The organism is Rhodococcus sp. T2V (assembly GCF_029269925.1).
In the GTDB taxonomy this organism is placed as follows: domain Bacteria; phylum Actinomycetota; class Actinomycetes; order Mycobacteriales; family Mycobacteriaceae; genus Rhodococcus_F; species Rhodococcus_F koreensis.
Map to the genome: position 1 here is coordinate 1 of NZ_JARJBD010000109.1, position 25,242 is coordinate 25,242.

General features: G+C 67.5%; 21 protein-coding genes and 1 pseudogene. 17 read left to right on the forward strand and 5 right to left on the reverse strand.

Annotated elements, in window-relative coordinates:
* From P3H15_RS45995 to P3H15_RS46035, 9 genes are all read left to right on the forward strand, one after another.
* The coding region (locus tag P3H15_RS45995) for a helix-turn-helix transcriptional regulator (protein WP_276143414.1) at positions 1-329 on the forward strand (329 nt) is incomplete at its 5' end.
* Positions 326-1,414: an ACR3 family arsenite efflux transporter gene (arsB, locus tag P3H15_RS46000; RefSeq protein ID WP_276143415.1), complete on the forward strand. Its 1,089-nt coding sequence runs from the start codon at positions 326-328 to the stop codon at positions 1,412-1,414. The genes P3H15_RS45995 and arsB, both read left to right, overlap by 4 nt.
* A complete protein-coding gene (locus P3H15_RS46005; RefSeq protein WP_276143416.1) occupies positions 1,411-1,824 on the forward strand; it encodes an arsenate reductase ArsC in 414 nt (137 codons plus the stop codon). Before arsB ends, P3H15_RS46005 begins: the two co-directional genes overlap by 4 nt.
* A gap of 40 nt (positions 1,825-1,864) precedes the next feature.
* Positions 1,865-2,863, forward strand: coding sequence for a thioredoxin-disulfide reductase (gene trxB / locus P3H15_RS46010; protein ID WP_276143417.1), 999 nt, complete (start codon positions 1,865-1,867; stop codon positions 2,861-2,863).
* The gene (locus tag P3H15_RS46015) at positions 2,863-3,279 is read left to right on the forward strand and encodes a low molecular weight phosphatase family protein (protein ID WP_276143418.1); all 417 of its coding nucleotides are present in this window, start codon (positions 2,863-2,865) and stop codon (positions 3,277-3,279) included. The genes trxB and P3H15_RS46015 overlap by 1 nt, the downstream gene beginning before the upstream one ends.
* A gap of 23 nt (positions 3,280-3,302) precedes the next feature.
* Positions 3,303-3,716 (forward strand): arsenite efflux transporter metallochaperone ArsD, encoded by a 414-nt coding sequence (gene arsD / locus P3H15_RS46020; RefSeq protein WP_276143419.1) that lies wholly within the window; start codon positions 3,303-3,305, stop codon positions 3,714-3,716.
* Positions 3,717-3,730: 14 nt separating this feature from the next.
* Positions 3,731-5,494: an arsenical pump-driving ATPase gene (gene arsA / locus P3H15_RS46025; RefSeq protein WP_276143420.1), complete on the forward strand. Its 1,764-nt coding sequence runs from the start codon at positions 3,731-3,733 to the stop codon at positions 5,492-5,494.
* A gap of 118 nt (positions 5,495-5,612) precedes the next feature.
* Positions 5,613-5,960, forward strand: a complete 348-nt coding sequence (locus tag P3H15_RS46030; protein WP_276143442.1) for a helix-turn-helix transcriptional regulator — start codon at positions 5,613-5,615, stop codon at positions 5,958-5,960.
* Between the two features lie 17 nt (positions 5,961-5,977).
* The gene (locus P3H15_RS46035; protein WP_276143443.1) at positions 5,978-6,778 is read left to right on the forward strand and encodes an MIP/aquaporin family protein; all 801 of its coding nucleotides are present in this window, start codon (positions 5,978-5,980) and stop codon (positions 6,776-6,778) included.
* 40 nt (positions 6,779-6,818) lie between these two features.
* Here the strand turns inward: P3H15_RS46035 and P3H15_RS46040 are convergent, their stop codons facing one another.
* Both P3H15_RS46040 and P3H15_RS46045 read right to left on the reverse strand, forming a co-directional pair.
* On the reverse strand, positions 6,819-7,781 hold the full coding sequence (locus P3H15_RS46040; RefSeq protein WP_276143421.1) for a PstS family phosphate ABC transporter substrate-binding protein: 963 nt from the start codon (positions 7,779-7,781) through the stop codon (positions 6,819-6,821).
* 181 nt (positions 7,782-7,962) lie between these two features.
* Entirely contained in the window at positions 7,963-8,454 is a 492-nt protein-coding gene (locus P3H15_RS46045) for an ArsI/CadI family heavy metal resistance metalloenzyme (protein ID WP_276143422.1), read from the reverse strand.
* A 96-nt stretch (positions 8,455-8,550) separates the two neighbouring features.
* On the opposite strand from P3H15_RS46045, the gene P3H15_RS46050 reads away from it, so the two are divergent.
* Entirely contained in the window at positions 8,551-8,910 is a 360-nt protein-coding gene (locus P3H15_RS46050) for an Rv2640c family ArsR-like transcriptional regulator (protein WP_276143423.1), read from the forward strand.
* A 160-nt stretch (positions 8,911-9,070) separates the two neighbouring features.
* Here P3H15_RS46050 and P3H15_RS46055 read toward each other — a convergent pair whose 3' ends face one another.
* The gene (locus P3H15_RS46055; RefSeq protein ID WP_276143424.1) at positions 9,071-10,339 is read right to left on the reverse strand and encodes a hypothetical protein; all 1,269 of its coding nucleotides are present in this window, start codon (positions 10,337-10,339) and stop codon (positions 9,071-9,073) included.
* 1,094 nt (positions 10,340-11,433) lie between these two features.
* On the reverse strand, positions 11,434-12,636 hold the full coding sequence (locus tag P3H15_RS46060) for an NAD(P)/FAD-dependent oxidoreductase (protein WP_276143425.1): 1,203 nt from the start codon (positions 12,634-12,636) through the stop codon (positions 11,434-11,436).
* Between the two features lie 84 nt (positions 12,637-12,720).
* Between P3H15_RS46060 and P3H15_RS46065 the strand changes: the two genes are divergently transcribed.
* From P3H15_RS46065 to P3H15_RS46095, 7 genes and pseudogenes are all read left to right on the forward strand, one after another.
* Positions 12,721-13,359 (forward strand): TetR/AcrR family transcriptional regulator, encoded by a 639-nt coding sequence (locus P3H15_RS46065; RefSeq protein WP_276143426.1) that lies wholly within the window; start codon positions 12,721-12,723, stop codon positions 13,357-13,359.
* Entirely contained in the window at positions 13,356-14,429 is a 1,074-nt protein-coding gene (locus P3H15_RS46070) for an LLM class flavin-dependent oxidoreductase (RefSeq protein ID WP_276143427.1), read from the forward strand. The genes P3H15_RS46065 and P3H15_RS46070 overlap by 4 nt, the downstream gene beginning before the upstream one ends.
* Before the next feature lie 83 nt (positions 14,430-14,512).
* A pseudogene (locus P3H15_RS46075) lies at positions 14,513-14,671 on the forward strand (IS110 family transposase); the annotation flags it as partial.
* A 904-nt stretch (positions 14,672-15,575) separates the two neighbouring features.
* Positions 15,576-18,194 (forward strand): LuxR family transcriptional regulator, encoded by a 2,619-nt coding sequence (locus P3H15_RS46080; protein WP_346348860.1) that lies wholly within the window; start codon positions 15,576-15,578, stop codon positions 18,192-18,194.
* A gap of 200 nt (positions 18,195-18,394) precedes the next feature.
* On the forward strand, positions 18,395-18,598 hold the full coding sequence (locus tag P3H15_RS46085; protein WP_276143429.1) for a hypothetical protein: 204 nt from the start codon (positions 18,395-18,397) through the stop codon (positions 18,596-18,598).
* A 132-nt stretch (positions 18,599-18,730) separates the two neighbouring features.
* Positions 18,731-19,480: an ABC transporter ATP-binding protein gene (locus tag P3H15_RS46090; protein ID WP_276143430.1), complete on the forward strand. Its 750-nt coding sequence runs from the start codon at positions 18,731-18,733 to the stop codon at positions 19,478-19,480.
* Positions 19,480-22,041 carry an ABC transporter permease gene (locus P3H15_RS46095; RefSeq protein ID WP_276143431.1) on the forward strand — a complete coding sequence of 854 codons (2,562 nt, stop codon included), beginning with the start codon at positions 19,480-19,482 and terminating at the stop codon, positions 22,039-22,041. The genes P3H15_RS46090 and P3H15_RS46095 overlap by 1 nt, the downstream gene beginning before the upstream one ends.
* 6 nt (positions 22,042-22,047) lie before the next feature.
* Here P3H15_RS46095 and P3H15_RS46100 read toward each other — a convergent pair whose 3' ends face one another.
* Positions 22,048-25,215, reverse strand: a complete 3,168-nt coding sequence (locus P3H15_RS46100) for an AAA family ATPase (RefSeq protein WP_276143432.1) — start codon at positions 25,213-25,215, stop codon at positions 22,048-22,050.
* Between the last annotated feature and the right edge of the window lie 27 nt (positions 25,216-25,242).

The following is a 25,242-nucleotide window of genomic DNA, read 5'->3' on the forward strand; positions in this document are numbered from 1 at the left end:
CCGAGGACTGGGCCGGCGATCTGGCGCGGATGTTCAAGGCGCTCGGTGACCCGGTCCGCCTGCGCCTGCTCAGCCTCGTCGCTTCTCATGCCGGCGGCGAGGCGTGCGTGTGCGACATCTCCGAAACGATCGACCTGTCCCAACCGACGATCTCCCACCACCTGAAGGTGCTGCGTCAGGCCGGACTGCTGGACTGCGAACGCCGCGGCACCTGGGTCTACTACTGGGTGATCCCCTCAGCCCTGCAGCAACTCTCGGCGGTACTGCTCACCGAGGGCGGGCCGGCCGTCCCGTCCGAGGCCTGCACCTCCGCGGAGGTGCCCGCGTGAGCGAGGTATCCACCACCGAACACCCGGCCGTCGTCGGCAAACTCTCCACCCTCGACCGGTTCCTGCCGGTGTGGATCGGCGTCGCCATGGTCGCGGGCCTGCTCCTCGGCCGGATGATCCCCGGCCTCGGCGACGCCCTGTCCGCCGTCGAGATCGACGGCATCTCGCTGCCGATCGCCCTCGGCCTGCTGATCATGATGTATCCGGTGCTCGCGAAGGTCCGCTACGACCGACTCGACACCGTCACCGGCGACCGCAAACTCCTCCTCGGATCGCTGCTCCTGAACTGGGTCCTCGGTCCGGCGCTGATGTTCGCCCTCGCCTGGCTGCTGCTGCCGGACCTGCCCGAATACCGCACCGGCCTGATCATCGTCGGCCTGGCCCGCTGCATCGCCATGGTCATCATCTGGAACGACCTCGCCTGCGGCGACCGCGAAGCCGCCGCCGTCCTCGTCGCGATCAACTCGGTGTTCCAAGTGATCATGTTCGCCGCCCTCGGCTGGTTCTACCTGTCCGTACTGCCCGGCTGGCTCGGTCTCGAGCAGACCACCATCGACACCTCGCCGTGGCAGATCGCGAAGTCGGTGCTCATCTTCCTCGGCATCCCCCTACTCGCCGGCTACCTCACCCGCCGGTTCGGGGAAAAGGCCAAGGGCCGCACCTGGTACGAAACCACCTTCCTCCCGAAGATCGGACCCTGGGCGCTCTACGGCCTGCTGTTCACCATCGTGATCCTCTTCGCACTCCAAGGCGACCAGATCACCTCCCGGCCCTGGGACGTCGTCCGGATCGCCATTCCCTTGCTCGCGTACTTCGCGATCATGTGGGGCGGCGGCTACGCCCTCGGCGCCGTCATGGGCCTGGGCTACGAACGCACCACCACCCTGGCGTTCACCGCCGCCGGCAACAACTTTGAACTCGCCATCGCCGTCGCCATCGCCACCTACGGCGCCACCTCCGGCCAAGCGTTGGCCGGTGTCGTCGGACCGCTGATCGAGGTCCCCGTCCTCGTCGGCCTGGTCTACGTCTCCCTCGCGCTGCGCCCCCGGTTCCACACAACCGCCACGGAAGGTTCGCTCTCATGACCACGCCCAGCGTGTTGTTCGTCTGCGTCCACAACGCCGGCCGCTCCCAGATGGCCGCCGGGTTCCTCACCCACCTCGCCGGTGATCGGATCGAGGTCCGCTCCGCCGGGACCGCCCCGGCCGATCAGGTGAACCCGGCCGCGGTGGAGGCGATGGCCGAGGTGGGCATCGACATCGCCGCCGAGTCCCCGAAGATCCTCACCGTCGATGCGGTGCAGGCCTCCGACGTGGTGATCACCATGGGCTGCGGCGACACCTGCCCGGTCTTCCCCGGCACGAGCTACCGGGACTGGGTCCTCGAGGACCCCGCCGGGCAGGGCGTCGAGGCGGTGCGCCCGATCCGCGACGAGATCAAGACCAAAGTCGAGGCCCTGATCGCCGAGCTCACCACCGCGCCCGCCACCAGCTGACTTACAACGTCTGCCGCCGGGCAGAAAGGATCTGTTCCTCGTGACTTCCCCGACCACGGTCCGTGACCTGATCATCGTCGGCTCCGGACCCGCCGGATACACCGCCGGCGTCTACGCCGCCCGCGCCGAACTCGAGCCGCTGCTGTTCGAGGGCACCCAGTTCGGTGGCGCCCTGATGACCACCACCGAGGTCGAGAACTTCCCCGGCTTCCGCGACGGCATCATGGGCCCCGAGCTGATGGACGAGATGCGGGAGCAGGCCAAGCGGTTCGGCGCCGACATCCGCACCGAGGACGTCGAGGCGATCGACCTCACCGGCCCGGTCAAAACGGTCGTCGTGAACGGGCAGACCTACCAGGCGCACGCGGTGATCCTCGCGATGGGCGCCGCCGCCCGCTACCTGGGGATTCCGGGCGAGGAGCGCCTGCTCGGTCGCGGCGTCAGCGCCTGCGCCACCTGCGACGGATTCTTCTTCAAGGATCAGGACATCGTCGTGGTCGGCGGCGGCGACTCCGCGATGGAGGAGGCCACCTTCCTCACCCGCTTCGCGAACACGGTCACCGTGGTGCACCGGCGTGAGGAGTTCCGGGCGTCGCGCATCATGCTCGAACGCGCCAAGGCGAACGCGAAGATCCGGTTCGTGACCAACGCGGCGCCCGTCGAGGTCCTCGGCGAGAGGAGCGTCACCGGGCTCGTGATCCGCGACATCGTCACCGGGGAGACGTCCACGCTGGACGTCACCGGCATGTTCGTCGCCATCGGTCACGACCCGCGCAGCGAACTCGTCACCGGTCAGGTGGACCTCGACGACGCCGGCTACGTGCTCGTCGAGAACCCGTCGACGGCCACGTCGGTGGACGGCGTCTTCGCCGCCGGTGACCTGGTCGATCACACCTACCAGCAGGCGATCACCGCCGCCGGCACCGGATGTTCCGCCGCGATGGATGCCGAACGCTGGCTCGCCGAGCGCGGCGACATCACCGCCAACACCATTGCGGCGGCCGGACACCCCGTCGACACCGCGGCGGGAGGCGCGTGATGAGCACACCGTCGGTGTTGTTCGTGTGTGTGAAGAACGGCGGCAAGTCCCAGATGGCCGCCGGGCTGATGCGCCGCGCCGCCGGGGATGCGGTGCAGGTGTATTCGGCGGGAACGAAACCCGGTGCCGCCGTGAACGCCCTCTCGGCCGAATCGCTGCTGGAGGTCGGGGTGGACATCACCGGACAGACCCCGACGCTGATCGACCCGCAACTGGTCCGGGATGTCGATGTGGTGGTCACCCTCGGCCGCGAGGCGCACGTCGACCCGGTGGACGGCACCCGGTTCGAGAACTGGGACACCGATGAGCCGTCCGAGCGCGGCATCGACGGGATCGAGCGGATGCGCCTGGTCCGCGACGACATCGCCGACCGCGTAACCCAGCTCGCTGCCCAACTGACCACCACCGAATCCTGACCAGTCTGAGGAGTTCACCACTCATGCCCACTATTGAAATTTTCGAACCCGCCCTGTGCTGCAACACCGGCGTCTGCGGTGACGACGTCGACCAGGGGCTGGTCACCTTCTCCGCCGACATGGACTGGGTCCGCTCCAAGGGCGGGGACATTGCCCGGTTCAACCTGGCCAGCGAGCCGCTCGCGTTCGCCGAGCGCGAACCCGTGAAGGCGTTCCTGCAGGTCTCCGGATCCGAGGGCCTGCCGCTGGTGCTGGTGGATGGGGTGACCGCGAAGACCGGCCGCTACCCCGACCGCAGCCAGCTCGCCAAGTGGGCCGGCATCATCACCGTCGCCCCGGCAGCCCCGGCCGGGATCCAGATGCTCGGGCTGACCGACACCACCGACGCCGGATCCTGCTGCGCCCCGACCGACGACAACGGCACCAGCTGCTGCTGAAAGGCTTGCCCGCAATGAAGTTTCTCGATACCCCGCCCCGTTTCCTGTTCTTCACCGGTAAGGGCGGGGTCGGGAAGACCTCGATCGCCTGCGCCGCCGCGATCCACCTGGCCCGCGCCGGCCGCAGGGTGCTGCTGGTGAGCACCGACCCGGCCTCGAATGTCGGGCAGGTCTTCGGGATCACCATCGGCAACACCATCACCGACGTGCGCACCGTGCCCGGACTCTCGGCGCTCGAGATCGACCCCGAGCAGGCCGCCGAGGCGTACCGGGAACGGATCGTCGGACCGGTGCGGGGGCTGTTACCGGAGAAGGAACTGGCGCCGATCACCGAGCAGCTGTCCGGGTCGTGCACCACCGAGATCGCCTCGTTCAACGAGTTCACCGCCCTGCTCACCGACCACGACACCGTCACCGGGTTCGACCACGTGCTCTTCGACACCGCCCCGACCGGGCACACCATCCGGCTGCTGCAGCTGCCCGGGTCGTGGACCGACTTCCTGGGCGCCGGCAAGGGCGACGCCTCCTGCCTGGGCCCGCTGTCGGGGCTCGAGAAGCAACGCACCATCTACGCCGAGGCGGTCGCCGCCCTCGCCGATCCGCAGCGCACCCGCCTGGTGCTGGTGACCCGGGCGCAGCGGGCCCCGCTCGCCGAGATCGCCCGCACACACAGCGAACTCGCCGACATCGGCCTGAGCCACCAGCACGTCGTGATCAACGGTGTCCTTCCCGCTCCCGAGGCCGGGGACGAACTGGCCACCGCGATCCACGACCGCGAACAAGCCGCCCTCGCAGAGTTGCCCGCGGAGCTGGCCGGTCTCCCACTCGATCAGGTCGAGCTCAAGGCCACCAACATGGTCGGCATCGACGCCCTTGACAGCCTCTTCACATCCGCCGACACCGGTGCCGCGCACGTCATCGCACCGGTGGCCGAGGTGCCGGAGGCGCCGTTGTCCGCACTGGTCGACGAACTCGCCGACACCGATCACGGGCTGATCATGTGCATGGGCAAGGGCGGCGTCGGCAAGACCACCCTCGCCGCCGCGATCGCCGTCGCCCTCGCCCGGCGCGGCCACCAGGTGCACCTGACCACCACCGACCCGGCCGCCCATCTCACCGACACCCTCGACGGCAACCTCGACGGCCTGCAGGTCTCGCGGATCGACCCCGCCGTCGCCACGGCGCAGTACCGGGACCGGGTCCTCGCCACCAAGGGCGCGGCACTCGACGAGCAGGGCCGGGCCACCCTCGCCGAGGACCTGACCTCCCCGTGCACCGAGGAAGTCGCCGTCTTCCAGGCCTTCTCCCGGGTCATCCACGAATCACGGCGGAAGTTCGTCGTCGTCGACACCGCCCCCACCGGGCACACCCTGCTGCTGCTCGACGCCACCGGCTCCTATCACCGGGAAATCGCCCGCCAGATGGGTGACAACAGCAATTTCACCACCCCGTTGATGCGGTTGCAGAACCCGGAGGAGACGAAGGTTCTGCTGGTCACGCTCGCCGAAACCACACCGCGGCTCGAGGCCGAGGGCTTGCAGGCCGATCTGCAGCGCGCCGGGATCACCCCGTGGGGGTGGGTGGTCAACAACTCCCTCGCCGCCGCGGCACCGACGTCCGACCTGCTACGGCAGCGGGCCGCGGTCGAGCTCGCAGAGATCGACGCCGTCACCGCCGCACATTCCCGGGTGGCGATCGTGCCGATGCTGGCGGCCGAACCCGTCGGGCTGGCGGCGCTGACCACGTTGACCGCCAGTGAGACCGCCGCCGCGCACTGACCCCCGGCAGGGGCGGCGTTCATCGAACCTTCACTTGCCAGGGTGAATAGATACCCGCCAATGTTGAGGGGTGTCGACACACACCGGTCCCGAGCACGGGGAACCCGCGTGCACCTCGCTGCTGGTCGGCGAGCCGCTGCAGGCGGCCCCGGCGGCGGAGTTGGCCCGGATGTTCCGGGCCCTCGGCGATCCGGTCCGGCTGCGGATCCTGAGCATCGTCGCCAACCACGCCGGCGGTGAGGCGTGTGTGTGCGACATCTCCAGCACCTTCGACCTCACCCAGCCCACCATCTCCCACCATCTCAAGGTGCTGCGCGAGGCCGGTTTGCTCGACAGTGAGCGCCGTGGGACCTGGGTGTACTACCGGGTGATTCCCGCTGCCGTGCACACTCTGTCGGCGGCACTCGGAACCGATACGGTGACCGGTGTCCTCGCCGATGCCGGAGTGAGCACGGGCGCGCCGTGACCCGCCCACCGCCGGCAATGCCGGCATTGCCGCCGTTGGTGCGCCGACTGCTCGCCGAATTCCTCGGCACCGCCCTGCTGGTGACGGTGGTCGTCGGGTCCGGGGTCGCCGCCCAGCAACTCTCCCCCACCGATACCGGGCTGCAGCTGCTGGAGAACTCGATGGCGACGGTGTTCGGTCTCGCCGTGCTGATCGTGATGCTCGGGCCGATCTCCGGTGCCCACTTCAATCCGGTGGTCTCGGCCGCGGATTGGCTGCTCGGCCGCCGCCGCCGCACCGGCATGACCGGATCCGCGGTCGGCGCCTATGCGCTCGTGCAGATCGCCGGCGGCATCACCGGGGCGGTGCTGGCGAACGTGATGTTCGACCTGTCCGCCTTCCAGCTCTCCAGCAAGGAGCGGATCACGACCGGGCACGTGGTGGGCGAGGTCGTCGCCACCGCGGGGCTGATCCTGCTGATCTTCGCTCTCGCACGGACCGGCCGGGCCGCGCTGTCCGCTCCCGCGGTCGGCGCCTACATCGGGGCCGCGTACTGGTTCACCAGCTCCACCTCGTTCGCCAATCCGGCGGTGACCATCGGCCGGATCTTCTCCGACACCTTCGCCGGCATCGCGCCGTCGTCCGCGCCGTTGTTCGTGGCCGCGCAATGTGTCGGCGGCCTGATCGGGCTGGCCCTGGTGGTGGTGCTCTACCCGGATGCCACGGCCACCGCCGACAATGCCGTCGTCCCGCACGGCGACCGGCCCGCCCGGCAGCCCGCGGGCCCGGCTGATCCGGGCGACCCGGACCCCCGCCGGGATCTCCCCGGATCCGGGTAGGCCCGGCCCGCGCGGCCGCTGGGCATCGAACGGGCACAGGTCAGTTGGTGACCTTCTGGTTCAGCTCGTCGAGCTCGGTCAACGCGGTCTTGAGCTGATCGTCGGTGAGCGGAATGAAGCCCGCCTTCTCGACGATCTTCGTGTTGGAGCGCAGGTAGAAGTCGGCGAAGGACACGACCTGGGGCTTGGTGAGGGCGACGTCGGAGACGTAGATGAACAGCTCCCGGGTCAGTGGTGTGTAGCGGCCGTCCCGGGCGCTCTCGGCCGACGGTGCAACGCACCCACCGCCGCCGTCGATCTTCACCGCCCTGACCTTGTCGGGATTGGCCTCGACATAGGAGTAGCCGAAGTAGCCGAGCGCGCCCTTGGCTCCGGCCACTCCCGCCACGGTGACGTTGTCGTCCTCGGTCGCGGCGTAGTCGGTGCGGCTTGCCCCTTCCTGCCCGTTGACGGCCTGGGTGAAGTAGTCGAAGGTGCCCGAGGCCGTGCCGGCCCCGAACAGCGACAGGGGCTCGTTCGGGAACGACGGATCCACCTGATTCCAGTGGGTGACCGTCGATCCCGGTGCCCAGATCCTGTTCAGTTGCGCCACCGTCAAACAGTCGGCCCAGTCGTTGTCGGGGTTGACGACCACGCTGAGCGCGTCGTTGGCGACGGTGAGCTGACTGAACGCGATCCCCTTCGCCTCGCACGCGGCGATCTCGTCGCCCTCGATCGGCCGCGACGCGTCGGAGATGTCGGTCTCGCCCGCACAGAACTTCGCGAAGCCGCCGCCGGTGCCGGAGGTTCCGACGGTGACATTGGTGTCGGGGTGCTCGGCCATGAACAACCCTGCCGCCGCCGTGGACAGCGGTTCGACGGTGCTCGAGCCGTCGATCACCACCGGTCCGGAGACGGTGGCGGCGCCGTTGTTGTCGTTGCTGCCGCATCCGGTCAGGGTTACGCCGGCGGCCACGGCCACCACTACTGCCACGTGCACACGGTCGAGTTGGCGGATGGTCACTGTGGTGCCTCCTGATGAGTACACGTTCCCGGGCTTCGGCGCCTCTTTGCGCCTGCCCTCACGTCCCTATATAGAAACCTGTCTATCTGAACGTGGCGTGAACTCGAGGTCACATCGACCTGCTCGACACGAGGTGCCGCCGGGGGTGTTCCGGCGGTCGGCAGCCCACCGGAGGTGCTGATCAGGTCAGCGGCAGGCCCGTTGTGGCGGGCTCCTCCTCACCGACCGCGCCGGCGGCATCGCCGCTCTCACACGAGCACCCACCGGCGGGATCGGCGGCGAGCAGGTCCGGGCCAGTGCCGAACGTGTCGGCATCGGCGAGCACGGTGTAGACCTCCCACCGCTCACCGGCCGGGCCGCTCACCCACACCTTGTCCTGGGTGGCGAAGCAACACGTGGTGCCGATCTGCTCCTCGGTGAACAACCCCGCCCCGGCAAGGCGCGCGATCTCCTCGTGCACCATCGCACTGGACTCGACCTCGACACCGAGGTGATTGAGGCTGCCGCCGCGGCCGGGGTTCTCGATCAGCACCAGCTTCAGCGGCGGCTCGGCGATCGCGAAGTTCGCGTAGCCGGGCTTACACTTCGCCGGTGCGGCACCGAACAACTTGGTATAGAACGTGACCGCCGTGTCGAGGTCATCGACGTTGAGGGCGAGCTGAATACGGGACATGACGCCACCTCCACCTATGCGACATATATCGAAGTAGTCGATACCTTCAGGATCCCACCTTTTTGACTTAAGTCAAGATTGTGGTGAGAATCAGGTATGCCCAAGTCCCTGCCCCTGGTCGACATGTCCGCACCGGTGTGCTGCCCGCCGGTCGCCGCGGGCCCGATCGACGACGCGTCAGCACTGGAAGTGGCATTGCGGCTCAAGGCGATCGCCGACCCGGCACGAGTGAAACTGATGTCACTGCTGCTCACCGCGGCGGCCGGTGAGCGAACCACCGGCGATCTCGCGACCGCGATCGCCTTGACCGAGTCCACGGTCAGCCACCATCTCGGGCAGCTGCGGACTGCCGGCCTGATCGAGTCCGAGCGGCGTGGGATGAGTGTCTATCACCGTGCCCGCCGGGACGCGCTGTCGGCGTTGTGTTTCGTCCTCGACCCCAACTGTTGCGCCTGAAGTCGCACTCAGCCTGACTCTTCCGGGAAAACGGTCGGCTCGGCGGCCGTGGCGGTCGCGCACACCGCCGAGGACGCCCTGAACACCGCGTGCGGCCTCTATCTCACCGACCCCACCGCGTGGACCTGAACCCCCGACGAACTAACGCCGACCACCACCACTAGTTGGTGAATCTGAGCGTGTCTCCCCAGTTCCCGATTTCCCAGCTCCCATTGTAGCCCGAGAACCCGTGGTCCGTCTTGGTTGCTGTTCCGCTTTTCTGATCGGGATTATCTGCCGTACCCGTGATCTCTGAGATCTGGATCCCGAATTGGGTGATCGAGCCCCACTGCTGTATTTGACTCTGCATCTGCTGGATGTCGCGTCCGGCACTATTGCCAGAGTCGGGCTGGATTGCCGCCTTGTATGCACGCGCTGACGTTTTTATTCCGTTAAAATAGTCGAGGTAGCTTTGCTTAATGGGCCCGTTCAGTTGATCGCACATCTTGTCGCACTGTGTGACCACGTTCTCAATGTCCAGGATTTCAAACACAACGTCCGCTACCGACATGACGACTGCGACAACCGCGATGAACTTGCCGACAGCATCCATCGCGCCAAAAGCAGTGGCGTCTACCTCCTCCACGGGAAGGCCGGCAGCTTCTGCTTGTGCCTTAATGGTGTCGTTCGCAATTTTCAATTTATAAGACATAATCGCGATGCACGCATTTTGGACCATGGATATCTCGGTCTCACCGGGGAAATTCCAACCCGCCAGAAAGTCCATGAATTTCTTGACGTCGGCATCAGTCTTTTGACTGAGATTCAGCGTATCCAAAGCATCGTAGACCGCGTTGATCTCGTCGCTGTTGTATAGACGCCGCGCGGACTCGGCGTACTGCTTGAAAGTTCCAACAGTCAACGTCGTTTTTTTCTGCACCTCCGCTAGGAATTGCAGTAGAAGGCCGCGACATGTTCGCGTGTCGAGGCCCGCCGGAGCCTTGCTCGCAATCAGATTGTTGTTTTGCTTGTATTTAGCGACGTAATCACTCACCTGCGAGTTTTTGATTTGAGCGGCGATGTCAGCGTCGGCCGATGTCAGCTTATTGTTGAGGTCGGTGGACTTCGATGAAATAACTTTCTGCTGAATGATCTCGGCAGCTTCGAGAGCGGCGAACGCTGCCATCCCAAGACCGAAAGACCAGATCGCAGCTACCGCGGCTCCGTCGGCGGCAATCTGGGTAGCGTCCTTCGCAACGGTCAGGTCACGCACCTCGCACGACAAGTCGTACAGCGTCGTGAATTCGGCGTTGACCGCCGTGTCTGAATCGAATTCTCCCAGATTTACAAAGAGAGCCTGCTCAGAAATAATGCCGTCGATGTTTTCCTCTGATTCGCTCTCCCAGGTAGACATGTAGTTCAAGTAGGTGATGAGGTCCGTGCTGCCCATGTGAGGTTGCCTTTCGAATCGACTCTTCAACCGACGTCCACGCCGGCCGTCGTGAAGCTGCGGTCTTGCGGACGCAGTGCGGTGCGGCCGCGGATTCCGGCGGGTAGATGGGTGGACATCTGGGAACCTCAATCGTCCGCTGCTGATCGGCGAAAGGTCAAGACCGGTTGGTCCTGTTTGACAGCAGGTCCTGTGACTCCCGGCGCTATCTGGCACGTTTTGCCGCGCTATTTGGCACGGTGCTGTCCGGTGAGGCATGTCCAGCCGCGGCACGCTGGCGCCACGATTCAACCCGTGACGTGGGCGTTGGCGTCCCCTTCGTTAGAACGCCGCCGGTGGAGTGCGAACCGGAAAGCACCACAGCCTGAAGCCGATCAGACTCCTTCAGATCCGGGGGCCAACAGGTCCCATTGCGCATCGGCGTACACCGCCCGATATTTAGGGCGCGCACGCGATCACTCTCGATACGCAGCAGTGCAACGGCATCGTCCATGCCGTACCGGGTCACCAACTGATCGAGAACCTCGTCCACGGTCATCGGTGGCCGCGCCAGGCGGGTCGCGAGATCGCCACCGCGCGCGCCGCCGCTACCGGGGACACCGACACCGTGTCGGCTGCGAACTCCGCCGGCGAGATCACCTGGATGTGACCCGGAACCCGGTCTCAAGGAAAGTCTTTCCGATTCACTGTGACCATCACCTCGGCCCCGCCGACCACGGCGGCCGCAACGACATGCTCATCGTCGGGATCGGGCGGCGAAAACGTGTTGCCACGCCCGAATCAGGCGTTGATCACCTTCTGCCAGGAAATGACCGTTGCTACCGATCTCACACCGCCCACCACGCTGGTCCCACCGTGGGAAGGGCGGCACCGACTGCGTTCGAGATCACCGTCGGCGGGCGTCTGCCCGGACGAAAGTAGCTGCAAATCAACCAGTTACACCGTTATCCGGACGGACCCGGGCAGGTTCGCCCTGTCCAAGGTGGTCCCGCGGGCATCGACCTCGGGGGCTTGCGTGTGCGGCGCTTTCTGTGTCGCCACCTTCTCCGGCGCGGCGGGCCGTCGACGACGCGAGAAAGAAGTGGGCGTGGCGTCTACGCGTGAGCGTGGGCGAGTACCGACGCGATGCGCGGCGCAGAGTAGACCTCTCGGATGGGCACCGACCCGCCGAGGACACCGAAGATCCGCTCGACTACCTCCGGTCGGGACACGGCCGCTCTGTAGAACGCCGTGAGCCCCTTCGAGAGCGGGGCGAGGCGAGCCGTGCTGAGCGCTAGTTCGAAGCCGTTGGCGGTGAACTGGTCACGCTGACGTTGGTAGTCGCCGAGTGCGTCGTCGACGCGACGGCCGGCGCGCGCGCTGTCGATGGCCTCCGCGAGCAGCTCGGCGCTCAGGAACGCATCGGCGATCCCCATCCCGGTGGACGGGTCCTTGTGGTGGCCGGCATCGCCGAGCAGCGCCCAGCCCGGTCCGGCCGATGTTCGGTACTGGTTAGGTAGGTCGGCGGTGCCGACGAAACGGTGTTCGCGATGGCCGGAGGCGACCGCGTCACGCAGTCCTGGCACCAGATCGAGGGCGGTGTGAAAGCTGCGGTCGAGGTCGGTGCGGACGCGCGCAAATTCCCGGCGGGGCCAACCGACGTAGATGCAGGTGAGTCCGTCGTTGGTGGGCCAGACCAGAATCAGCTGGCCGGTGCGGGCGTGGAACGACGCCCGCAGATCGCCGAGGCCACTCCAATAGGAGTAGTACACGCACGTCAGCGGCGGATGGTGGTGGTAGACCCGAGCAGCGACCCGCCGTGCGACCCTCGAGTGCAGGCCGTCCGCCCCGACGACCAGCGGTGCCCGCAACGACACCGAGCCGCCGCCACCCCGGCGACGGCCGCGCACGCCCGATGCCCGACCATCCGTCCACACCACGTCGTCGACGACGACGCCGTCGATCAGTTCGGCGCCCGCCTCGACGGCCGCCTCGACCAGCACCGTGTCGAGAACGGTTCGCCGCGGGCAGTACACGGCGGTCTGGCCTTCGACGGCTGGCCCGATACCCGACATCTGGACCGGGCCGACGTCGAAGGTGATCTGCTCGATCGGTGCGCAGCCGCGGGCGTGCAACCGGTCGAGCAACCCCCACTCCCGCAGTCGGGACGCGCCGCGTTGCCACAGGAAGTGGGTGGACATGGTGTCGCTGGGAAACGACGCTCGATCGAGGACCGCGACGCGGTGCCCGCCGCGTGCCAGAAGCATCGCCAACGACGCGCCCGCGCACCGGGCGCCCACCACGATCACGTCGAACATCGGGCCTTCTCCTTCGGGTCGGTTTCGGATGCCGACCCGAAATCAAAGATAGCACGATCGTTCGTGCTGTACTAGGATGAGTGCGTGGCACAGAAGCGGAACACGACCCCAGGGGCCAAGACGCGGGAGACCGTGCTGGACGCGGCCGCCGACGTCGCATCGATCGATGGTCTGGACGGGCTCACCATCGGGAACCTCGCGAGCCTGACCGGGATGAGCAAGAGTGGGCTGTTCGCCCACTTCGGGTCGAAGCAGGACCTCCAGTTGGCCACCATCGAGGTCGCGCGGCAGCGTTACGTGCGCGAGGTCATCACGCCGGCGCTCGGGTCGGGTCCGGGCATGCAACGCCTCACCGCCCTCTGTGAGTCGTTCCTGTCGTATGTCGAACGGGGCGTCTTTCCGGGCGGATGCTTCTTCGCCGCCGCGATGGCCGAGTTCGACGGCAAGACGCCCGGCCCGGTCCGTGACGCCGTCATCGAGTGTCAGCGTCAGTGGATGGGGACCCTCACCCAGGCGGCACGCGAGGCGCAGCAATCCGGTGAGTTGGGCACCGACACCGATCCGGAGCAGCTCGCGTTCGAGCTGGAAGGCACACTGCTGGCGGCCAACTCCTATTTCCATCTCTTCGCCGACACCCGCTGCCTCGACCGCGCCCGCCTCGCGGTGCGGACGCGGCTGTCATGTGGAGCATCGACACCAGAACGGACGGCAACCCCCCCATGAGTACCCACACCACCGACACCGTCGCCTCCGGCGCCGGCGCTACCCGGCGCGGCCTCGGTATCTGCCTGACCCCACTCGAAACGCGCCGCGAGGTGATACTGCACGTCGCCCGCCGCACCGAAGATCTCGGCTATGACGGGTTCTTCCTCGCTGAAGGGTGGAGCCACGATGCCGCCGTCCTGCTCACCGAAATCGCCACCCAGACCGAACGAATCACCCTCGGTACCGGTGTGCTCAGCGTCTGGGGCCGCACCCCCGGCACCCTCGCGATGCTCGCCACCAGCCTCGATGAGGTCTCACACGGCCGTTTCGTCCTCGGCTTGGGTGCAAGCAGTCCACAGCTCGTCGAAGGCCTGCACGACCAATCGTTCACCGCGCCGGTGGCCAAGCTGCGCGCGGTCACCGCACAGGTCCGTCGACTGCTCGACGGCGAGCGGGTCCGCACGACGGCAACCCACGACCACCGGCCCCTGCGCCTGGGTGTCGCCGCGCGCACCGGCCTGCCGATCCACCTCGCCGGACTCGGCAACAAATCCATCCAACTCGCCGGCGAACTGGCGGACGGCTGGACGCCGTTCTTGGTCCCGCGGTCGTGGCTGCCCTGCGGAATCGACGTGCTCGAGAAGGCGGGCGCCCGATCCGGCCGCACCACACGCCCCGTGGTGGGTCCGGCCGTCCCCACCGCCGTCGCGGCCGATCAGGCAACGGCCCACCAGATCGCGTCCTGGTGGATCACCTTCTACCTCACCAGCATGGGCTCGCTATACCGCCGCTCGCTGAGCGAACGGGGATACCACCACCAGGTCGAGGCCGTCCTCGCCGCCAACCCGACCCACCACACCACCGACGTCCCGGCCGCAGCCCATGTTCTGCTCGACGAGCTCACCGTCTGGGGCACACCCGACACCGCTCACGACCACCTCCAGCACTGGTACACCGCAGGCGCCGAGATGCCGATCCTCACCCTCCCACCCCACCGCACCATCGCCGAACTCGACTACATGCTCGAAACCATGCGCCCACACCCCCCAAACCCCGCGGGCGCGGACGGCGCGGCCGCGTCGTCATAACCCACCATCCGACGTCCCTCGGCCCCGCCGCAGTCGATCACCGACCGATGGTCTGCGCCACGTTGCCGAACGAACACGCAACGCTGCAGGCGGTCTCAGGCCGCCTGGCCAGCCACGGATCGGTGCTGGTGGTCGTCGACCAACCCCATACGATCGGCGCCCTGCCGCACACCGTGGCCGGCACCTGCAACCACGACGACGGCTACCTGCCCGCACTGGCCATGCGCCGCATCGCCGACCTGGGGGGGTTCCCTGAGATGTGGACACCAATTCTTATGCGGCGGTGGCCAGCGTAGCCGATCGCTGCTGGCAGATGCGTTCGGCGGACGCGGCCACACCGTCTTCGACGGTGAAATCGTCGCCCTCTCCCAAGGCCGACCGTCGTTCGCCCGCCTACAACGGCGGATGAATACTCTGCGCCCGACCACAACGCTGCGGCGGCAGGTGCCGGTCACGTATCTGCCGTTCGACGTCCTCTCGGTCGACGGTGAAGATCTGATGGCCGCTCACGACGCTGGATACGGGCCGGGACCTGCGCTACCACCGCAGAGCGCCGAGCTCGGCCGAGGAGTCCAAGGTGCCCAGCATGACGACCCGAATCTTCGGGATACTCGCCCTGCTGGGGCGCCAACGTCGGCACTCGCATGTTCAGCGTCGACCTCGACGAAGAGGCCGACGAGCACGAGAGGAACAAGGGGCCTGGAAGTCCCTCCCTCCAACGGATTCCAGGAGCAGTGCGCGTCCCACGGCGCCCCCGCTCCCGACTCGCCGTCGTGGGCGGACACCCTGGCGCGAATCCGTATCGGCCCTCGGCTCAGGATTCGAGTGTCACCCGCCGCGACCCGAAGCCCCGACGCTCGACCGGGGTTGCTCTGCCCCGGCAATCATTCCACGTACAGGCGGCTCGCGACGGCCACCGCTCGACCTCCGCCCTCAACCGGAGGAGCCGATTTCGGAGCACAGCACCATCTCCTCGAAGTCCCGCGCGTGCTGCCGACAGGTGCTGGCCGGGTCGGCCACGGCAATCACCTCTCCCGGCTCGAGCGACCGTCGAATGTCTACGAGCAACCGTTGAAAGCCTTCCAGCCGATCGGTGAAAAGGTACCCAGCACCCCCTCGAGCCTGGTTTAGGCTTCTTGGGTGCGCATGTCGTGGCCCTTGATTGGCCGCTCGGAGCAGATGCGAACTATCGAGGCCGTAATCGAGGCGTCGGATGTTTCCGGGATCGTCGTCTACGGTGTGGCCGGTGTGGGCAAGAGCCGGCTCGCCCGCGAAGCATTGTCGGCTGCTGAGTCGAAGGGATGCAAAAGCCGGTTGGTGGTCGGCACGTCCTCGGGGCGGGCAATTCCGCTGGGCGCAGTCACGGCGTGGGCGCAGTCAGGCGTCACAGACACCGTTCAGTTGCTGCGGGGAGTAATCGACGCGCTGACCGCCACATCTTCCGGAGCCACGGTGGTAGTGGCCGTCGACGATGTGCAGCTTCTCGACGATTTGTCGATGTTCGTGATGCATCAGATCGTGCACCGCGGTGCGGCGAAAGTGTTGCTTACCGTTCTCGACGGTGAACCCCTTCCTGCCGCGGCACAGGAGATATGGAAGGTCGGGCGGTTCGACCGCCTCGACCTGCAGCCGCTGTCGCTCGACGAGACCGGCACGCTGCTGTCGGCCGCCCTTGACGGATCGGTAGATCCGGATGCGACGCGACGGCTGTGGAAGCTTACTCGTGGCAACGTTCTGTATCTACGTAACATCGTCGAGCAGGAGGTCGCCGACCGCCGAATCGTGCAGCAGCACGGATGCTGGCGGTGGATCGGTGATCCGAACATGCCGTCGAGCCTGGTCCAGCTGATCGAATCCCGGATCGGCGCCCTCCCCGCGAAGGTTGGCGACGTGATTGACGCGCTGGCTGTCGGGGAGCCCATCGAACTGGCGGCCCTGAACCGGATCACTGATCCAGCGGCGGTCGAGGAGGCCGACACCCGCGGCCTCATCACGCTCGAACCCATCGGTGGCGGTATGGGGGTACGGGTGGCGCACCCGCTTTACGCCGAGGTGCGGCGCAGGCGCGCGGCACCCACTCGGCTACGACGGCTCCGCGGACTGGTCGCCGCAGAACTCGCCGCATCCGATGACCGCGACGACATACGAGTGGTGGTGCGCCGCGCCACATTGAGCCTCGACTCCGACGTCGCAGCGGACGCTGAACTGCTCGTCAGGGCGGCCCAGGGCGCCGTCTGGTTGGGGGACTTGGCCCTCGCCGATCGGCTCGCGGGGGCGGCGATTCGTGCCGGGGCCGGACCGGAACCGATCTTTGTCCGGGCGCATGCACTTTCCTGGCTCGGTCGCGGCGAGGAGGCCGAGTCTGTACTCACCGAGATTCACACCGGCCAGTTGACCGACAGCGAGAATGCCAGGTTCGCATTCCTGCGGGCGAGCAACATGCTGTGGACCCTTGGCGACCCGGCGCACGCGAAACAAGTCATCGATGATGCGTCGTGCACGACGCCATCGCAGGCCCGCCGCTACATCGACGCGTTCCTCACGGTGTACTGGTTTGCGATGGACCAGCCGGACGTGGCAATGCAAGCCGCGAAAAGGCTGGCGCTCGATGACCTGCCTCCGGTCGTCGGCGCCGAGATCGCCTGGGTGCTCGCTGCCATATTTGCCGACGCCGGGCGCACCGGCGACGCCGTGGCGGTCGCAGAGGTGGGATACGACGTCGCGGCTCGTTCTTTCGACGCTCCGCACATGAGATTCAACATCGCTGACGCACACGTCAGCGCCCTGCTGCTGTCCGGCCGGGTGAGCGACGCCCTCGAGGTGGCCGAGCGGGTGCGCAAGCAAGCGGCCGATCTTCCGGGGGCGGCTCAACTACTCGGCGCTGCGGTCGCGGCGAGGGCCGCCCTCGGTGCGGGTCGCCTCGATGCCGCATGTTCGACGCTGGAACCGACAGCCGTATCGTTGTCCGCCTCGGGCCATGCCATCGGCTGGGGGTACCGCTATCAGGTCCCACTTGCGACTGCACTCGCGATGCGCGGTTCGTCGGACGAGGCGCTCGTCGCGCTTAACGCGCTCGACAAGCTGCGACGTGCCTTTCGGTCGCTGGACTACGAGCGCAGCCTGGCCCAGGCGTGGGCAACCGCGTGCCAGGGTGCCGTCAGCGAGGCGATCACCGTCTTGTTGTCGGCGGCCGAAACTGCGGCAGCCAAAGGACAATTCGGGGCCGAAGTGATCTGTCTGCAGACGGCCACCCAGTTCGGGGACCGCACCAGGGCACCCCGGTTGCGCGAACTCGAGTCGATCGTTGAGGGTCCACGTGTCGGTCTGGCAGCGCGGTTCGCGTCCGCCCTCCGACACGGCGATGGTGCTGAATTGGAGGCGGTATCACAGGGCTTCGAGCGCATGGGCGATATAGTTGCCGCTGTCGATGCGGCCGCCCAAGCCGCTCTCGCGTATCGCAGCCAAGAACGACGTGGATCGGCTTTGGGATGCTCAACGCGCGCAGATGCCCTCGCCGAACAATGTGGCGGCGCTGATACCCCGGCGCTCCGTCAGGTCACCGCGTCGTTGCCGCTGACCGATCGCGAACGAGAGATCGTGATGCTGATCGGTGAGGGACTGTCGAACCGCGCAGTCGCCGATCGACTGACCCTTTCGGTGCGCACTGTCGAGAGCCACATTTACCGGGCCATGACGAAGACCGGAACCACCAGCCGCGATGAACTCGCCGCCCTGCTGCCGCGCCGAAGGGCGCGGACGAAGTGAACATCGCACCCTGAGGGCGGGTGCACGGCGCCGGCGTCGGGCCCTGCCGTTGGTAAGGGATCCGCGCGGGAGGTCGACGCCGCCACCTCAGTAGTACCCCGCCGAGACCACGTGAAATTGCAGTGGCTCGCTACTGCGCTCCGTCCACCGTAGAGGAGTGACGATCGATTGATCACAACGCGGGAGACAGGAGGCACAAAATGTCCGAATTCGTGGCCGCACCCGCCAATCCGCCGGCTGTGGCGCTCCCACATATGAACCCGACCGCCAGGATGATCGGCGCCGTGCGCGCAGTCTTCGTGAGTTCATCCAAGGATGCACGGCCCGCACGGCGTTCCTATCCACCGCTGCGGACCGACGCAGACGAGCAAGCCGCCATGGCACGCGAAATGTACCGGCTGTGACCGCACTCCGTACGGTGCAGACCGCGATCGACAGAGCGAGGGCCTGTATCGGGGGCTGATTCCGTGTTCCGTGTCAGATCATCTGCGATGACCTCGGCGGCCGGCGGTGCTGATCGGCCTGCAGATCGCGGCATGCATCCGCAACAGCCACCAGCTGTCGATCCGGCTGGACGCGGACATCGCGGTGATCCAGCGACACCAGTACTGCAGCTCGAGGGCGTCGACAAGAAGTATCGGAGGGGCGACGAGCAGGTGAACGTGCTCGTCGGCTTCGACTTCACGTTGGCGGCAGGCGAGTTCGTTGCCGTGACGGGACCATCGGGGGCCGGCAAATCGACCCTCCTGCACGTGGCCGGTGGGCTGGACCCGCCGGACACCGGCAGTGTGGCCGTAGCCGGCCAGGACGTGTGGGCCATGAGCTCGAGCACCCGCGCTGCGTTCCGGCGGCGCAACCTGGGATTCGTGTTTCAGTTCTTCAACTTGGTGCCCATGCTGACCGCCGTCGAGAACGTTTCGTTGCCGTTGGTACTCGACGGAATTCCGGCCCGAACAGCTGACGCGCGCGCCGAGGAGCTATTGCACCGCGTCGGGCTCGGTGACCGGCTCCGACACCGGCCAGCCGAACTGTCGGGAGGACAGATGCAAAGGGTGGCGGCCCGCCCGTCCATCATCCTCGCCGACGAGCCGACCGGAAATTTGGACAGCCACTCGTCGACGGAAGTCTTGGATCTTCTGCGCTCGTTGTCGGAGGAAGACGGCGCAGCGGTCGTTCTGGCGACACACGACCAGGCCGCCGCGGCGCGCTACGCCGTCCGCCAGCTGCACCTTGTCGATGGCTGCGCGCAGGCAGTCGACGCGGCCGCGCCGAGCCTGGAGTGGTGATGCGACGGCCGCGCGCAGGATGGCCGTCTTTCCGGCGGATCCACCTCGCCGCGTTGATTGCCGACTGGCGCCGCACGCTGCTCAGCGTCATCGGCGTCGCGCTCGGGGTGACGGTGGTACTCGGGACGTTGATACTCAAATCCGAGCTGGCCCGCCCCTTCGACGCCTTCGGTCCGGCGCTGTCCCAGGGTGCCGACAATGGGGTGGTCGAGATAACCCCGAACATCAGCGGCCGGTTGCCGGTCGAGACGGTCAACCGTCTACGCGCCGAAGTCACCGGGGCGCAGACGGTCATCCCGATCGTCGCCGGCTTGACGCCGGTGGGAGTCGGCGGCGGCACCCACGGGTTCTTTCTGATCGGCGGGTCCTGCCACATCGAACTGCTGGTCGGCCCGTTCGACTGCGAGCAGCACGCGCGCGAGGAGAAACCGGCAGCCGGCCCCGGCGTGCCACTGCAGATGCCGACGGTGATCGCCCAGCGGCATGGCCTGCAGCTCGGCGAGGAGTTGCGCATCCCCGGCCTGCCTCCTGGTTCGGCGCACCTTGGTTGGACATTCCCGGAAGTGGACCGCGTCGAGGGCATCAACGACGGCTACGTGCTGCTAGCCCCCTCCGGCGATACCGCCGCGAGCTTGCTTTCCTCGTCACCCGGTTACGCCACGGCCGCGTTCGTGCTACCTGTACCCGGCGCTCACATCAGGTCCGGCGTCGACCGCGTGATCGCGGGCGTGGCAACGGCGGGACCTCCCCGGCCGCACCAACCGGCCGTGTTCGAGAACGGCGCACAAAGCTTCAACCTGACCGCGCTGGCCGGTGTCCTGGTCGGCTTCCTCATCGCCGTGAACACCATCCTGCTGGCCGTCGAGGACCGGCGGGCGGTGATGGGGACCATCGGTGCGATCGGCGCCACCCCTAGCGGGTTGTTCGCCGGGATGCTCGGCGAGGGCGCCGTTGTCGGTGCGCTCGGGGGCCTCTCGGGAGTGCCCAGCGGTTTCCTGCTCGGGACCTATCTCGTGGACCGATCCGGGAAATCCATGCTGGCGGGCTCCGGAGGCACCATCACCACACACTTCACGCCGAGCCTGATCGTGATCGGAGCAACCGCGGGACTCGTCTGCGGCATCCTCGCGATGATCGGGCCGGCCGTCAGGCTGGTCCGCGCCGGACCGCTGGCGTCGATGGCGAGCGCCGGCGGAGTGCAGCGCACCAGAACGATTCCGATGTGGCCACTCTTCGCCGGCGCGGGGCTGATCGCGGGCGCCGTCGTCGTGATGAAGATCTTCGAGCGCGGGCCACTGCCACTGAACCTCGGAATCGACGCCATGGCGGTGGGACTGTACGGAGTCGCGTTGCTGACGGTGTGGATCGCCCCGCGGGGCGCCGGGAAGCTGATCGACTTGCTCACCGTTGCCCGTCCCGATATCGGGCGTCTGCTGCGTGCCGATGTTCGGCGCTACCCGCTTCTGTTCGCAATGTCCGCCGCAATACTCGCGGTTGGCACCAGCTTGGCCATCGGCTCCCAGAGCATGCAACTGCTCGGCGCCAGGCAGATCGCCGAGCAGAAGGCCGAGCGCATGCCCGCCGCCTTGCTGATTTCCGCCCAATCGGTACTCGATCAGCGGGACAGCCAGCTCGCCGACTCGACACTCCGGTTGGTGACCGGCGCGGCCGACGGGCGGAGCGTGAGTTCACGCTGGCGATCGACGATCTCGTCAGGGGCGGCGTCGCGTCTCGTAATAGGAGTTACGCCAGGTGATTGGTACAGCCAAGCGCTGTATCAGCCGACCGGTGTCCCCGACGAGTTGTGGCAGGGCTTGCGGGACGGCCGACTCGGCCTGAGCGAGGTTGCCGCCAGCCGACTCGGAGTTGCCGCGGGCGGAACGGTCGAACTGCCCACCGTGCACGGGCCGAAGCGGTACCCGGTGGCCGGAATCTTTCGGCCACGGATCGTCGATGACACCGCGGTGGGCGACATCGTCCTGGTGTCGGAGGGCTTGGCCCGCTCCGACTGGGCAGCCGCCCGCGACCAGGTCGCGGTGGAATATCCCACCGCCGCCGATGCGACGGCCCACCGTGACGATTATCGCGGCCTCGGAGCCGAACTGTCGGTGTACGACAACGAACAATGGCGCGCCGTCGCATCACAGGGAATCACCCGCTTCCTGCAGCCGTTCACGATCGCCGGGTACGTGGTGATGGCGACCGCCGGCGTGAGTGTGCTGAATGTGTTCGTGCTGGGACTCGTGCAGCGCAGGCGCGAGCGGGCCGTGCTGCGGGCAGTCGGTGTCATACCCCGGCAAGAGCAGGGCGTCGTCATCGGTCACGCAGCGCTGCTTGCATTACTGGTCGCCGCTCTCGGTGGGCTCGGCGGAGTGGGCCTGACGTATCTGTGGTCGCTGGGCTCACCTGTGTACTACGGCACCACGATCGACTGGGGTCTGCTGTGGCTGCCGCTGCGAACCGGAGTGGTGGTCGCGACGCTGCTCGTTTTTGCGGCCGCGGTGTATCCGGTGATCCATTCGCGACGTGTGGAGACGGTCGAGGTCCTGCGGACCGGCTGAGTGGGCCTACATCGCCTTGGCCCAGGCGAGGTGTCCTTCGAAGCCGAGCGATTCCGCGGTCGCGCGATACCGTCCGACCAGGTCGTGATAGGAGTCGTCGCCCTGCGCCCGCGCCAGCAGTGCGCGCAGCCGTAGCAGGATGACCTCACCGATCGCCCAGCCTTCTGCTTCCGGTAGGTTCGCCGACCGGTCGATCGCCGCTTGGGCTTCGGCCAGGTCGCCCTCGGTGCCGCGCTCGAGCAGCGTCTCCACCAGAACGCCGGTGCCGAGGAGGCCGAACGCGAGCCTTCCTGCCTCGTACTGCTCGTTCACGGCCTGGCGCATCACCGGTATCGCAGCATCGCGGTCACCGCCCCTGGCCCTCTCGCCGGCAGCATAGACCTCGACGATCGGGAACATCTGACCGAGAACCCGCGTGCGCAGCCATATGTCACGGGCCTGCATCATCAGCTCCAGCCCGCGGTGACGGTCGGCCGCGGCGTCCCGATTCAGCAGCCCGACGGCCAACGTGTACTCGACCAGGCTCAGTGCGATGTCGTCGCCCGCCCTCTCGGCGGTCTGCACCGCCTCTTCGATCACGCGCAGCACGGAGTCATCGGCCCGCAGCACCCCGTACTGCACCGCGAATCCGTAGGTCCAGAGGACGACACCGCACAGGTTCATCGTGGTGCTGCGCCGGGCCATCGCGACGGCGTCGTGGAAATCTCGGCGCCATCCGGGACGACCCAGCCACCACCGCGCAGTGCCGCGCCATGCCACCGCGATCGCGAGCGGTGATCCGAAGCCGAAGCCTGCGCCCATGTCCGGATCACCGGCGGCCAGGTCGATGACGGTGTGCGACCACCGCAGGATCTCACCGAATTCACCGATCTCGTACCAGCTGGCGAACGCGCCGAACCCCAACCCCACGGTCAGGGCGGGATCGCCGATCGACTCGAGCAACGCCAGTTGTTCGGATATCAGCCGCGCGGCCTCCCGCGCACGCCCGGCGTAGAACAGTTCGGTTGCCGGCCCGGTCATGCCGATGGCCAGCGAGCGCTTGTCCCCGGCCGCGGTGCACAGCTCTCGAAGCTCGGTGAAGCGGTCGCTGGGCTCCTGAACTCGGCGGGCCAGAGCGCGGGTGGCACACAGCATCGTGCGGGGGGCGATGCGCATCGACAATCGGGCGGGGTCGTCGTCGGGCAGCGCGTCGGCGATCTTCCGGGCTCGTTCCCAACTGAGCCGGGCGGCGCCGACATCGCGATCCGCCGCCCACGCGGCGGCGCGCATGTGCCAGCCGTAGGCGGCGTGCAGCTCACCGGCCGCGTCGAGGTGCTCGGCGATCAGCGCGGCGTTCTGGTCGGTCGAGTCCGGGTTGCCCGACTCGATCGCGCTGGCCAGGCGCCGGTGCCATCGGGCGCGGTCGGACTTCAGCTGTGATTCGTAGGCGACCGCGCGGATCAGCGGGTGGTGGAAGGCGTATTCGGTGCCGGGGTTGACGTGCACCCGGTCGATCAGCTCCGCGCCCAGCAGTTCGTCGAGCAGCGCATCGATGCCCAGCGCGGCCAGCAACTCGGCGTCGAAGCGGGCGCCGATCACCGACGCGGCGTTGATCGTCTGCTTCGCCTGGCCGCTCAGCCGGTCGATACGCGCCTCGATCGCGGCCTGCACCGTGGCCGGCACGGAGACGCCGGCGACATCGGCGCCACAGACATAGCGGCCGCGCCGGCCGACCAGCACACCACGCTGAGCCAACTCGCGCACCATCTCCTCGGCGAAAAACGGGTTCCCGGCGGCTCGCTCGGCGATGAGGGCCCCCACCGGCGCGACCGAGCCGTCGACCCCCAGGAGCTCGTCCAGTAGTGCCATGGTGTCCGAATCACTCAGCGGGGCAAGCGCTAGCGTCTGCGCGCCGGGAATCCGCGTCAACGCCCCGCGGTACTCGGGGCGGGCGGTGATCAGTACCACCGACGGGGTGTGCTGGATGACTTCGAGCAGGTCGGCCAGCAGGGATTCGCTGACCTCGTCGATCCACTGGGCATCCTCGACGACGAAGAGCGCCGGTTCGGTGCGGGCCAGCGACACGGCGTTGATCAGCGCGATCACCCGCCGCCGCCGCGCGTCCGGGTCGAGCTGGGGCAGCGTCACCTCGGGGTCGGCGATGCCGAGTAGATCATCGAGCAGCAGCAGATCCTCCGCGTCGGCGTCGGGCACTCGTTCCCGCACCCGCGCGCGGGCCGCGTCCGCGGCCAGGTCGGCAACGCCGAGGCCTTCGCGCAGCAGCGCGGTCACCGCATGGAACGGGATGTCACGGGCGTGGGATTCGCAGAACGTCCACACCACCTCGACCCCCCGAGCGGCCGCGGCCGCCGTCGCCTCCCGCGCCATCCGCGACTTGCCGATGCCCGGCGCTCCCACCACATTCACCACACCACCACGGCCACCGATGGCGCGGTCCACGATCTCCTCGACCGCCGCCATCTCCCAGCGCCGACCGACCAGGCCAGCCTCCGTGCGCCCGACCAGGGCCCGCCGCGGGCCGATCCCCACCAGCCGGCGCACCGGCACTGGTTCGTTCCTGCCCTTGATCGACATCAGCTCGGTGTCTGCCAGCACCGCGGCATGCTCGACCAGCCGCGCGGTCGACTCCGAGAGCATCACCCCGCCCGGCGGCGCCACCGATTCCATGCGCTGCCCCATCCCCACCTGCTCACCTATCGCCGCATACCCCAACGCGCCCGAGCCGATCTCGCCGGCGATCACTTGACCGGAGTTCAGCCCTACCCTCAGCCGCAGATCCACCGCATCGCGGCGCAGCACCTCCGAGGCCAACCGGTTCGCCTCCTCCTGGATGGCCAGCGCCGCAAGGCACGCCCGAAAGGCGTGATCCTCCAACGCCACCGGGGCGCCGAAGATGGCCATCACGCCGTCCCCGGTGAACTCCACAGTCCCGCCGTAGCGGCGCACCACCGCCGCCGAGTGCTCCACCAGATCGGTCATGATCTCGCGCAACCGCTCCATATCCACCGCGGCGGCGATGCCCATCGACCGCACCACATCGGCGAACAGCACCGTCACCTGCTTGTACTCCGCAGGCGCCGTGGCAGTCGCAACTGCCGCACCGCACTCGTTGCAGAATTTCGAGTTCGGCGGCAGTTCGGCGCCGCACGACTCACACGACAGTTCCGCTGTCATCCGAGCACCACCGATCCGAGGTTCGAG